Below are 12006 nucleotides of genomic sequence, written 5' to 3'. Positions count from 1 at the left end.
ACCCTGTGGGAGAGTAGGACGCCGCCGAACAATTATTGCGGAAGCCCCGCACCAGCCCTTATGGGCTCGGTGCGGGGCTTTTCTGCGTTTACGGCGAATTTTATCGACGGTGCGCCCGGGTTTCCGAAGCGGGCCAGATAGCCGACATCGTGCGCGAGCCGGACCGGCGGTCTGGGTGGAAGGTCAGAGTGACTGCGAGGTCGCGGTCCAGGGGCCGGCCGAAGGAGCGCGCGGCAACGTGACTGAGCGCCCTGACATGCGAATTCATAGGTGAAGCATCCATGATCCGTGGCTAGGATCTCCACGCATGAGCGAGACCAGGCACGTGATACGTGCAGTACGCGGTGACGAGTGGGCGAAGGTCAAGGAGCTGCGGATCGCGGCGCTGCACGACCCGGCTGCGCCCGTGGCCTTCCTTGAGTCGGTGGAGGAGGCGCAGGGGCAGCCCGACGAGTTCTGGCAGGGGCGCGCCGGGGGTGCGTCCCACGGGCGGGCGTCGCGGCAGTTCGTCGCCGAGGCGGCCGACGGGACGTGGGACGGATCGGTGACCGTGCTGGTCGAGGAGGGCGGGACCACCGACTTCTTCGACCAGGGCGTCGAGCGGACGCAGGGCCACCTCGTGGGCGTGTTCGTGCGGACCGAGCAGCGGGGGACCGGGCTGACCGAGGCCCTGTTCGCGAGCGCGCTGGAGTGGGCCTGGGGGCTGGAGGAGCCGGTGGTGGAACGCGTACGGCTGTTCGTGCACGAGGACAACGCGCGGGCCGCCGCCTTCTACCGGCGCTACGGGTTCGAGCCGAGCGGCACGGTGGTACCGATGCCGGGGAACACGGGCGCCAAGGAACTGGAGTACGTGTTCCAGCGGCCGACCGGGGTCTAGAGGTCGCCCTCCGGCCAGCGGGAGCGGGCCTGTTCGCGGCTGCGGCACAGCGCGAGCAGGGGGAGCGCTCCCGTGGTCAGGAGTTCCGGGAGCTGGGGGATCGGGGCCACGGCGGCCACGTCGTCCAGCACCAGGGAAAGTGGTGGGTCGAGCCGACCGTGGGATGACCGTGCGGCCATGCGGCGGCCGTGCTCGACCACGTACGAGGCGAGTGCGGTGAGCAGGGGCATCGCACCCGGGTGGGTGCGGGGATCCTCCAGAGGTTCACCCACCAGGTAGAGGGTGCCCCCTTCGGCCACGAATGATGCCAAGGTGAGGGCATCTGTTCGGTTCGGGTTGCAGGCCTCGCGGATGTGGATCGAGGTCAGGCAGGACAGGACACGGGCCGTCAGGTTCTGGGCCAGCTCGCGGCGTTCGGGGTGGGCGGTGAGTGCGCTCTCCAGCTCGCCGGCCGCGCCGGGGGCGGCCTGGGGGTGCGTACGCAGGATGCGGACTGGGTCCTGGGCGTTGTTGCCCTGGGCCCAGCGGTGGAGCAGCTTGAACGGGCGGTCGTCCAGGGCGGCGGCCTGGAGCCAGCTGCGCAGTAGGGTTTCGGCGGTGTCGGCCACGGCCGCGTCCATGCGGGCCTGGGGCCGTACGGGGGCCAGCAGCGCGATCGCGCGGGCGGCGGCGGTCTCGCGGTCGGCGCAGCCATCGGCGGGGTTCCAGTGCATGCGGGCCGGGGTGTCGCACAGGTGGGTGGGGTCGTAGAGGAGGACCGGGCCGAGTTTGGCGCGGGCGTCCTTGGTCTCGGCCCAGAGGGTGGGCGAGGAGGTCACGATGAGGGCTGCGCCCTCGGTCTCGGCGATGCGGTGGGTGGCTGCGCGGAAGCGGTCGTGGGGGCCGGCGTAGGTGAGGGCGTCGGGTGCGGTCTGGGGGGCGTAGCCGACGGGGGCGCTGCCCCCGGACCCCCGCGCCTCGAACGCCGGCGGGGCTGGGATGGTGGCCGACGGTCCAGGGATCGCCGCCTGTGCGGCTGGGATCGTGGCCTGTGGGGTGGGGGGCTCCGCCGGCTGTTTGGCCAGGGCGCGGCGGGACTTGGTGCGGGCGATCACGCCGATGGCGAAGACCGTGAGGACGAACAGCACCAGGAGCTGGCTGACGAACAGGCCCCAGAACAGGCCCCAGCCCGAGAGGGCCGCCGGGTCGGTGTCCGGCCAGGCGGCCGGGATGTCGTGCGGCTGCGCTATCAGGGCGCGGACGGCCTCCGGGGTCCGGGTGAAGGTGACCGTGTCGGGCCACGCGCCCTTGGCGGCGACGGCGGCCAGGCCGGTGGCCGACCAGACGAGGACGGCGAGGCCGAGCAGGAAGGCCAGGAGGCCGACCAGCAGGCCGTCCGGGACACCGCCGCGCGCGGGGGTCTCCGTACGTCGTGCGTCGTGCATGGTCAGGCCACCGTGGTCGCGGAGCCCGGGCCGCCGCGGCGGCGTTCGATGGACAGGGCCCGTTCCTCCGCCTCCAGTTCGGCGGCGAGCATGTCGGCGGGGAGCCGGGTGGGGGCGGAGGACTCGGTCATGGCGCGGTCGGTGAAGACGAGAGGGCGTTCGGCTTCGGTGATCAGGTGTTTGACCACCTGGACGTTGCCGTTGACGTCCCAGACCGCGATGCCGGGGGTGAGCGTCGGGATGATCTCGACCGCCCAGCGTGGGAGGCCGAGGACCCGGCCCGTGGCTCGGGCCTCGTCCGCCTTCTGGGCGTAGATGGTGCGGGTGGAGGCCATTTTGAGGATGGCCGCGGCCTCGCGTGCGGCGGCGCCGTCGACGACGTCGGACAGGTGGTGGACGACGGCGACGAAGGACAGGCCGAGGCGGCGGCCGAACTTCAGCAGGCGCTGGAACAGCTGGGCCACGAAGGGGCTGTTGATGATGTGCCAGGCCTCTTCGACGAGGAAGATGCGCTTCTTGCGGTCGGGCCGGATCCAGGTGTGCTCGAGCCAGACTCCGACGATCGCCATGAGGATCGGCATCGCGATGGAGTTGCGGTCGATGTGGGAGAGGTCGAAGACGATCAGCGGGGCGTCGAGGTCGATGCCGACGGTGGTCGGGCCGTCGAACATGCCGCGCAGGTCGCCGTCGACGAGGCGGTCGATGACGAGCGCCACGTCGAGGCCCCAGGCCCGGACATCGTCTATGTCGACGTTCATCGCGAGGGCCGATTCGGGCTCGGGGTGGCGCAGTTGTTCCACGATGTCGGTCAGGACCGGCTGGCGGGTGGTGATGGTATCCACCACGTGGGCGTGCGCGACCTTGAGGGCGAAGCCGGCGCGCTCGTCGAGGCCGTGGCCCATGGCGACTTCGATGATGGTCCGGAGCAGCGCGAGCTGACCGGTCGCGGTGATCGCCGGGTCGAGGGGGTTGAGGCGGATCCCGTCGTCGTTGGCGGCGATGGGATCCAGGCGGATGGGGGTTATCCCCAGCTGCTGGGCGATCAGGTTCCACTCGCCGGCGCCGTCCTCGCCCTGGGCGTCGAGGACGACGACCTGGCGGTCCTTGAAGCGGAGCTGGCGCAGTACGTACGTCTTCTCCAGGGCGGACTTGCCGTTTCCGGATTCGCCGAGGACCAGCCAGTGGGGGGCCGGGAGCTGCTGTCCGTACAGCTGGAAGGGGTCGTAGATGTAGCCCTTGCCGCTGTAGACCTCGCGGCCGATGATGACGCCGGAGTCGCCGAGTCCGGGGGCGGCGGTGGGCAGGTAGACGGCTTGCGCCTGCCCGGTGGAGGTGCGGACGGGCAGGCGCGTGGTTTCGACTTTGCCGAAGAGGAAGCTGGTGAAGGCGTCCGTCAGGGCGGACATGGGATCTCGCATGGGCGGCACTTCCCTCCAGCTAGCGTCGGATGCCGGTGGCGAACGGCAAGGTGTTGACGAAGGCGCGGTGGTGCTCGCGGTCGCACCATTCCAGCTTCAGGTAGGACTTGCCGGCGGAGGCGCGGATCGTCCGCTTGTCGCGGGCGAGTGCCTCCGGCGAACGCGAGGACACCGTGATGTACCCGACGAGGTTGACTCCCGCCGCACCGCTGGCGAGATCTTCACCTCTTTGGTCGAGTCGGCCGTGGGCGGCGATGTCGCGCGGGTCGACGGTGCGGTTCATCTTGGCGGCGCGGGAGGCGTCGGCCTCGTCGTTGGTCTTCTCGGTGAGCATGCGCTCGATGGCCACCTCGGTGGGCTCCAGGTCCATGGTGACGGCGACCGTGCGGATCACATCGGGGGTGTGGACGAGCAGCGGGGCGAGGAAGTTGACGCCGACGGGCGTCATCGGCCACTCCTTGACCCAGGCGGTGGCGTGGCACCAGGGGGCGCGGGTGGAGGACTCGCGGGTCTTGGCCTGGAGGAAGGTGGGTTCCACCGCGTCGAGCTCGGCCGGCCAGGCGTTGCGCTTGGTCATGGCCTGGATGTGGTCGATGGGGTGGTCCGGGTCGTACATGGAGTGCACGAGGGAGGACAGGCGGCCCTGGCCGAGGGGCTGGCGGACGCGGATGTCGGCCTCGGCGAGGCGGGCGCAGATGTCGGTGAGCTCGCGGGCCATGACGATGGCGAGGCCGGCGTCGCGGTCGAGCTTGCGGCCCTTGTGGGAGGTGCCGGCGCGGGCGATGGCGTTGGCCTCGGCGGCGAGTTCGCGCGTGTAGTGCATGCAGGCGACGAGGTACGCGCGGTGCTGCTCGGAGGAGGTGGACACCATCGACTGGAGCTGGTCGTAGGAGTCGCGCAGCCAGCCGGGGGACTGGGTGTCACCGCGCTGGGCCACGTCCTTGGCGTGCGCGTCCGGGTCGGCCGGGAGGGTGCGGGCGAGCATCTGGAGGCGGGTGACGAAGCCGTCGCCGTTGGCCACGTGCTTGAGGAGCGTGCCGAAGCGGTCGACGAGGGCTTCCTGGTCCTCGCTGTCGCGCAGGCCGACGCCGGGGCCCTCGATCTCGATGGCGGCGGTGACGGTGCGGCGGTCGGCGTGCAGGAGGACGGCGATCTCGTCGGGGCCGAAGGGGGCGGCGAGCCAGTTGATGCGGCCGATGCCGGGGGGCGGGCCGACCTCGACCTCACGGCCGTCGGAGCCGCGGATGCCGGCTTCCATGGCGCTGGAGCGGTACGTGGTGCCGCGGCGCAGGGTCCGCTTGTAGCTGCGGTTGATTTCGAACCAGCGGTAGAAGGTGCGGCCCTTGTACGGGACGTACACGGCGGCGAGCGCGACCATGGGGAAGCCCGCGAGGCTGACGATGCGCAGGGTGAGGTCGGGGACGAGCAGTCCGCTCATCATGCCGAAGAACGCCCCGGCGATGATCAGGGCGATCTCGCCGGTCTCGCGGTTCTTGCCGACGATCGCGTTCGGCCGGGCGCGGCCGATCAGATACGTGCGGCGGGGCGCGACCGGGTGCAGCTGGTGGGACTGGGTCGTCAACGCCCGTCACCTCCTGTGTTCCTCGTACTCGAGCTCGTGCGGGGCGGGGGTGCGGCGGAGGGGACAGATCCGCCGCCGGCCCCGCCGCCGGAGGTGGGGCGGCTGCTGTGGGCGGCCACGCCTCCGGAGAGGGGGTTGGCGGGGCGGGGGGCGTTGTTGCCGCCACCGCCGTCGCCTCCGCGGTGGGCGCCGCGGCTGCTGTGGGTCTTGATGCCCTGCGAGACGAGGGAGGCGGGGGAGCTGATGACGGCGGCCGCCTGGGCGCCGTCGGTGGCCTTGCTGCGGCCCGCGCGGGCGGAGGCGATCTCGTCGCCGAAGCCGGGGACGAAGCGGTAGATCATCGCGGAGGCGAAGATCGCCAGGAGGATGATCGCGAGGCCGGTGACGACGGCGGAGAAGGCGTTGGGGCCCTTCTCGCCGGTCAGGGCGCCGGCGAGGCCGAGGACGATGACGATGACCGGCTTCACGAGGATGACGGCGATCATGATGCCGGCCCAGCGGCGGACGTGGCCCCAGAGGTTGCGGTCGACGAGCCCGGCGTAGACGACGACGCCGAGGAGGGCGCCGACGTAGAGGAGGGCGGCCCGGATGAACAGCTCCAGGTAGAGCACGCCGGCGGCGAGGACGGTGACGAGCGCGACGACGATCAGCATGATCGGGCCGCCGCCGATGTCGTCGCCCTTCTTGAGGGCCTCGGAGAAGGAGCCGAAGAAGACGTCGGTCTGTCCGCCGGCGGCGGAGGCGATGACCTCGGTGACGCCGTCGGTGGCGGAGACGACGGTGTAGAGGATGAGCGGGGTGAAGGCGGAGGCGAGGACGGTGAGCCAGAGGAAGCCGATGGCTTCGGACATGGCGGTGGTGAGGGGGACGCCGCGGACGGCTCGCTTGGCGACGGCGAAGAGCCAGAGGACGAGGGTGAGGATGGTGGAGGCGGCGAAGACGACGGAGTACTGCTTGAGGAAGGCGGGGTTGGTGAAGTCGACCTCGGCCGAGCCCTTGACCGCTTCGCTGAGCTTGGTGACGATCCAGGCCGCGGCGTCGGCGCAGCCGCGGGCGAGGGAGGCGAGGGGGTTGAGGGCGTCTCCGCCGTCGCTTGGCGCCAGGCCCGTCTGCGGGGTGCCGCCGGATGTGCCCGTGCCGCTCTGGCAGTACTGCTTGGAGGGGCCGTCGAGAAGGGCGCAGGGGTCGTTGGTCGCCTGCGGGGTGGCGGTCGGTGTGGGTACGGGTGCGGCGTGGGCCCGGGTGGCCAGGGCCGTCACGGCGAGGTGGGCGGAGGCGATCACGCCCAGCCGCGCGGGGAGCCGGCTAGCGGGCATAGGTGAATCCCCCGAATTCCTTGATGGCCTTGCTCATGTCGTCCGACGTCGACACAGGGACATCGCCGGGAACCGGGGCGGGCCCGTCCTGCTGGGTGTCGTCGACGACTCTCCAGCCCTCGCCGATCCAGCTCAGTTCGAAGGTCCAGGTCTTCCAGAGCGTGCGCACCGGGTCGGTGGACTTGGGCCCGGACATGCCGATCAGACCGGTGTACCAGACGGCCACCTTGGCGGCGTTCGGCGCGTAGCTCTCCACCCGGGTGCCGATCGGGACGGTACGGGTGACGAAGGTGCTGCCCTGCGGGGCGTTGCCGTTGGCGTCGAGCCCCAGCTTCGCGAGGAAGTCGGCTGAGTAGGCCTCGTCCTGAGGGTCCTTCAGCCGAGCTGCCACGTCGGGTGCGTAGATGCCGTCGACCAGAGCGTGCCGGGTGTTCTTCTTGAACATGCCGTCAGAACCGAGTGCCACCGCGAAATTGGCGGCCGCCGACTGCGCGCCCTGTTCGTCGTGGGCGAAGCCCTTGGGGATGCCGGCGGACTTGCCCGTGACCGGGTCCGTGCCCGTGGCTGCCGTGGAGGAGGCGGCCGGGGGTTTGTCCGATGCCTCGTCCGAGGGGGTGTCCGGGCCGGAGTTGGCGAAGGCGATGGCCGCGATCAGGAGGACCACCACGCCGACGACTGTGATCAGGCTGCGGGAGGTGCGCGGGGTGCGGCGGGTGGGGCCGTACGGGTCGGCCGGGGTGTCCGGGAGGAGGGTGCGGGTCTGGCCGGTGCCGCCGACCTCGCCGTAGCCGCCGGCGCCGCCGTACTGGTCGTCGTTGCTCATTGCCTGTCCGCCCCCTCCGCGTCGTACGACGGTAGCGCTGGTTCTCGCGTGGATGTGGTGTGGTGATACGTCATCAGCTACGCGGACCGGCGCGCGACCCGGCTAGACGGCCATCCCGTAGACGATGGTGAACAGCGTTCCGAGGGAGCCGATGATGAAGACTCCGGTCAGCCCGGCCACGATCAGGCCCTTGCCCTGTTCGGCGCTGAAGGTGTCGCGGAGGGCGGTCGCGCCGATGCGCTGTTTGGCCGCCCCCCAGATGGCGATGCCCAGGCAGAGCAGGATCGCCACGGCCATGACCACCTCGATCATGACCTTCGCTTCGTTGCCGAGACTGCCGAAAGGCCCCCAGTTGGGGGCGATTCCGCCGATGATGGTGGTGATGTCGCCCTTTTCGGCCGCCAGGATCATGTAACTCACCGCCCCTGTATGGGTAGTTCCGGAAGCCCCATGCCCGACGGCAGGGGTTACGCACTATCTTCGCTGATGAAACCGCCGCCGTCGTCGACTTGACGGCTCTCTTTACCCGATCTCGCGGCCCGCGCTCCGCTTCCGCGCTCTGACCTGGGCAGAGGCGGGGTGTGCGCGCGAGAACATGCGGTCACTCTGTGTATCACGGGGGGTGACGCCGGGCAATGATTGTCGTCTTGTGGGTACGCGGTGGCGTGTGCGGCCGTGTTGTCAGTGGGGTGCGGCACGCTGGCGAGCATGACGACTCCATTGACTCTCGCGGACCTCGAGGCGGCCGTCCGGGCGGGATGGTCCGCCGAGACCTGCGAGCCCTCCGACATCACCGGGATCCCGTGGACTCCGGAGAATCCGGGTTGGGGGCACTGCGACATCACCGCTCTCGTGGTGCAGGACCTCGTGGGCGGGGACCTGGTCCTGGGCGAGGTGTTCCACGGCGGCAGACAGGAGGGCTACCACTGGTGGAACCTGCTGCCCGGCGGTATCCGCATCGATCTGACGCGGGAGCAGTTCCGGCGGGGGGAGACGGTCACACCGGGGCGGGTCGTGAAGCGGCCGGGCGGGCGGTTGCGCAGGCGTTGGGAGGAGTACCAGCTGCTGCGGCAGCGGGTCATCGACAAACTGGGGCCGTTGCCGGGGGTGATGGTGACGCAGGACGGTCGGAGGCTCGCGTATACGGACTTCGGCGGGCCGGGGGCGCCGCTGCTCGCGCTGCACGGGCATTTCGAGGCGGGGGCCACGGCTTTCGAGCGGCTGGCGCGGGAGGTGGGTCCGGCGTGGCGGGTGATCGCCCTGGACCAGCGGGGGCACGGGAACTCGGACCGTGCGGGGGAGTACGCGCGGGAGGGGTACGTGGCGGATGCGGCGGCCCTGCTGGAGCAGCTGGGGTTGGGGCCGGCGGTGGTACTGGGGCATTCGCTGGGCGGGGTCAATGCGTACCAGCTGGCGGCGCGGCGGCCGGATCTGGTGCGGGCGGTGGTGGTCGAGGACATCGGGGCGGTGGTCGACGGCGACCTGTCGTTCGTGCGGGAGTGGCCGAGGAGGGCCGCGACGAGGGAGGGGTTCCTGGCGGGGGTGGGGCGTGCGGCGCCGTATGTGGAGGGGGCGCTGAGGGAGTACCCGGACGGGTGGGGGACCGCGTTCGAGGCGGAGGACATGGTGGAGTCCCAGCGGGGGCTGAACGGGGACCACTGGGAGGACTGGCTGCGGGTGCGGAAGCCGACGTTGCTGGTGCGGGGGGATCGGAGCGGGGTGCTGTCGGCGGAGCATGCGCGGGAGATGACGGTGCGGAGGGCGGGGGTGCGGTTGGTCGAGCTGCCGGCGGGGCATGCGGTGCGGGTGGGGGACCCGGAGGGGTATTTCGCTGCCGTGCGGGGGTTTTTGGCGCGGGGGTGACGGTGCCGCCGGGCTGGGTTGGGCTGGGGTGTGCCGTCGCCGCGGTGTGCCGGGTGCGGCGCCGTTGCTGGGGCTCCGCCCCAGACCCCGCACCTCAAACGCCGGCGGGGCTGGAGGGGTGCGCCTCAAACGCCGGCGGGGCTGGAGGGGTGCCGGTGGGGCTGGAGGGGTGCCGGCGGGGCTTGGAGGGGGTGCCGGTGGGAGTGGAGGGGGTTGCCTGCAGCGCGGAGCGGGGGTGGAAGGGGTACGCCGGCGGGCTGGAAGTGGGGGTGGGGGGTCAGGTCCAGTGGGTGGGGCGGGTGAGGGTGGGGGGGATTTGGGTGGTGGGGTCGCCCTGGGCTGCGTTCAGTTGGGGTTGGGTGAGGAAGAGGGTGTCGCGGAGGTCCGCGCCGCGGAGATTGGTGTCGCGGAGGTCCGCGCCGATCATGTCGGCCGTGCGGAGGTCGGCGCGGGTGAGGTCCGCGGCGATCAGGTAGGCGCCGCGGAGGTTCGCGCCACGGAGGTCGGCTCCGGACAGGCGCGCGCCCATCAGATCGGCGCCGCGGTGGTTCTTCTTGCGGCCCGGCACTTTCGCCCGTACGAGTTCGCTGGTCTTCAGGAGCAGGGTGTTGATCCGCCGGCGGAGGGCGCCGACGTCCAGGTCGGTCAGGGCCTGCGCGTCCGCGCGGGTCCATTCCTCGGTCTCCGTCAGGACCCGGCGCAGGTCCGCGTGGACCTGGGCGGCCGCCGGGAGGGTCAACGCCTCGCTGACGTAGAAGAGCAGCTCGTGCAGCTGCCTCAGCACGGGGAAGACCGCGAACATCTGGCCGGCCGTGCCGGGGTGCGTGCGCCAGTCGCGGCCGCCGAAGGTGACCTGGGAGGCCTGCTGCCCGGCGCCGAAGCAGTCGAAGACCGTGCAGCCCTGGAACCCCTTGTCGCGCAGCCGGGTGTGGATGCCGCAGCGGAAGTCCTGCTGGAGGTTCTTGCAGGGGGTTCCGGCGGGCTTGTTCACGGCGAAGTCGCTCGACTTCGCGAAGGGCAGCGCCACGCAGCACAGCGCGAAGCAGTTCGCACAGTCGGCCTGCAGGACGGGAAGGGCGGGGAGGGCGGCGGCGGGATGGTTCGGCACGCCTCCCATTGTCCCCGGTCGGGGCGGGTTCCGGGGCGCTCGGTGCATCCGGGCGTTATCCACAGGGGTTGATCCACGGGGTGGCGGAGGTGAGCATCCTCGTATGACAGAAGTGATCGCAGTCGCCGTCATCACCCTTCTCGCCGTGATCAGTCCCGGCGCCGATTTCGCCATGGTGGTCCGCAACAGCTATCTCTACGGGCGCCCCACCGGCCTGTTCGCCGCCGCGGGGGTGGCGGCCGGCGTGCTGGTCCACGTCTCCTACACGATGCTAGGCGTCGGTCTGCTGATCGCCTCCTCCACCACGCTGTTCACCGCGATCAAGCTGGCGGGTGCCGCGTATCTGGTGTGGATCGGGATACGGACCTTCCGGGCGCGGGCCGAGGTGACCGTCGACCTGGAGTCGAAGCCGCAGCTGACCCGGCTGGGGGCGCTGCGGTCGGGGTTCCTGACCAATGTGCTCAATCCGAAGACGACGCTGTTCGTGGTGTCGACCTTCACGCAGGTGGTGAACCCGCAGACCCCGGTGTGGCAGCAGGCGGGCTACGGGCTGTTCATGTCGGCGGCGCACCTGGGCTGGTTCGGGGCGGTCGCGCTGTTCTTCTCCGTCTCGCGGCTGCGCGACCGGATGCTGAAGGCGCAGAAGACGTTGAACCGGGCCATCGGGTCGGTGCTGGTGGGGCTGGGCGTGGGGCTGGGGTTCGCCCGTTGAGTGAGCGGTAGGGGGTGGTGGCCCGGGTTACCTGTCGGTAGCGTGGTCGGTATGGGTGCCGAAGGGTTCTTCGAGCGGGTCGACGCCGGGCGGTTCCTGGCCACCGAGTACACGCGGGGTCCGTGGGACCCGGGCTCGCAGCACGCCGGGCCGCCGGCCGCACTGCTCGGGCGGGCCGTCGAGGAGCGGCCGGGCGCGCGCACGGACATGCGGATCGCCCGGATCACCTACGAGATCCTGCGCCCCGTGCCGATCGGCGAGCTGGAGATCACCACCAGTGTGCTGCGGGCCGGGCGCGGGACCGAGGTGGTCGAGGCCGCGCTCGCCCCGGCGGGCGGCGCGCCCGTGATGCTGGCGCGTGCCCTGCGGATCCGGGTCGCCGAGGAGGCCGTGCCGGCCGTGGTCCCGGGGCCGCAGCTGCCGCCGCCCGGGGAGGTGGAGCTGACGCCGTTCTTCCCCGTGCCCTGGGAGACCGGCTACCACTCGGCCATGGAGACCCGGTTCACCGAGGGCGCCTTCGTCGAACTGGGCCCCGGTACGTGCTGGATGCGGATGAAGGTGCCGCTGATCGCCGGAGAGGAGACCATGCCGCTGGACCGGGTGCTGGTCGCCGCCGACTCGGGGAACGGGATCAGTTCGGTGATGGACTTCGGGCGCTACGTCTTCATCAACGGTGACCTGACGGTTCATCTGCACCGCCACCCGGTGGGCGAGTGGGCGTGCGTGGAGGCCCGGACGAGTGTGGACGCGGCCGGGATCGGCCTCGCGGATGCGCTGCTCCACGACGAGAAGGGGCCCATCGGGCGGAGCGCGCAGAGTCTGTACGTGGCGCCGCGCTCCTAGCCCGTCACATCCCAACCCGCCTTCTTGGTACGGGAGTCGG

At 71.2% G+C, this 12006-nt stretch carries 11 protein-coding genes; 4 read left to right on the top strand and 7 right to left on the bottom strand.

Annotated elements, in window-relative coordinates; genetic code table 11:
• The first annotated feature begins 307 nt into the window (after positions 1-307).
• A complete protein-coding gene (locus ACIQZO_RS37230; RefSeq protein ID WP_403635388.1) occupies positions 308-877 on the top strand; it encodes a GNAT family N-acetyltransferase in 570 nt (189 codons plus the stop codon).
• Here ACIQZO_RS37230 and ACIQZO_RS37225 read toward each other — a convergent pair.
• The 6 genes from ACIQZO_RS37225 to ACIQZO_RS37200 form a co-directional block, all read right to left on the bottom strand.
• Positions 874-2301: a type VI secretion protein gene (locus ACIQZO_RS37225; RefSeq protein ID WP_403635386.1), complete on the bottom strand. Its 1428-nt coding sequence runs from the start codon at positions 2299-2301 to the stop codon at positions 874-876. The two genes, ACIQZO_RS37230 and ACIQZO_RS37225, sit on opposite strands and share 4 nt — an antisense overlap.
• 2 nt (positions 2302-2303) lie before the next feature.
• Positions 2304-3719, bottom strand: a complete 1416-nt coding sequence (locus ACIQZO_RS37220; protein ID WP_403635384.1) for an ATP-binding protein — start codon at positions 3717-3719, stop codon at positions 2304-2306.
• Positions 3720-3738: 19 nt separating this feature from the next.
• The gene (locus tag ACIQZO_RS37215; RefSeq protein ID WP_403635383.1) at positions 3739-5301 is read right to left on the bottom strand and encodes an SCO6880 family protein; all 1563 of its coding nucleotides are present in this window, start codon (positions 5299-5301) and stop codon (positions 3739-3741) included.
• Entirely contained in the window at positions 5298-6617 is a 1320-nt protein-coding gene (locus ACIQZO_RS37210; RefSeq protein WP_403635381.1) for a hypothetical protein, read from the bottom strand. Before ACIQZO_RS37210 ends, ACIQZO_RS37215 begins: the two co-directional genes overlap by 4 nt.
• Positions 6607-7440, bottom strand: coding sequence for a hypothetical protein (locus ACIQZO_RS37205; RefSeq protein ID WP_403635379.1), 834 nt, complete (start codon positions 7438-7440; stop codon positions 6607-6609). Before ACIQZO_RS37205 ends, ACIQZO_RS37210 begins: the two co-directional genes overlap by 11 nt.
• Before the next feature lie 102 nt (positions 7441-7542).
• On the bottom strand, positions 7543-7851 hold the full coding sequence (locus ACIQZO_RS37200; protein WP_008742356.1) for a hypothetical protein: 309 nt from the start codon (positions 7849-7851) through the stop codon (positions 7543-7545).
• 297 nt (positions 7852-8148) lie between these two features.
• Here ACIQZO_RS37200 and ACIQZO_RS37195 point away from each other — a divergent pair, with 297 nt between their 5' ends.
• On the top strand, positions 8149-9303 hold the full coding sequence (locus ACIQZO_RS37195; protein ID WP_403635378.1) for an alpha/beta fold hydrolase: 1155 nt from the start codon (positions 8149-8151) through the stop codon (positions 9301-9303).
• Positions 9304-9580: 277 nt separating this feature from the next.
• Here ACIQZO_RS37195 and ACIQZO_RS37190 read toward each other — a convergent pair whose 3' ends face one another.
• Positions 9581-10420 (bottom strand): pentapeptide repeat-containing protein, encoded by an 840-nt coding sequence (locus ACIQZO_RS37190; RefSeq protein ID WP_403635376.1) that lies wholly within the window; start codon positions 10418-10420, stop codon positions 9581-9583.
• Positions 10421-10514: 94 nt separating this feature from the next.
• On the opposite strand from ACIQZO_RS37190, the gene ACIQZO_RS37185 reads away from it, so the two are divergent.
• Positions 10515-11123, top strand: a complete 609-nt coding sequence (locus tag ACIQZO_RS37185; protein ID WP_403635374.1) for a LysE family translocator — start codon at positions 10515-10517, stop codon at positions 11121-11123.
• A 51-nt stretch (positions 11124-11174) separates the two neighbouring features.
• Positions 11175-11966 carry a thioesterase family protein gene (locus tag ACIQZO_RS37180; protein WP_403635372.1) on the top strand — a complete coding sequence of 264 codons (792 nt, stop codon included), beginning with the start codon at positions 11175-11177 and terminating at the stop codon, positions 11964-11966.
• Positions 11967-12006: the final 40 nt, after the last annotated feature.

The organism is Streptomyces sp. NPDC097617 (assembly GCF_044761485.1).
In the GTDB taxonomy this organism is placed as follows: Bacteria; Actinomycetota; Actinomycetes; order Streptomycetales; family Streptomycetaceae; genus Streptomyces.
The sequence above is the reverse complement of the archived record's forward strand: the minus strand, read 5'-3'. Positions and strand labels throughout refer to the sequence as shown.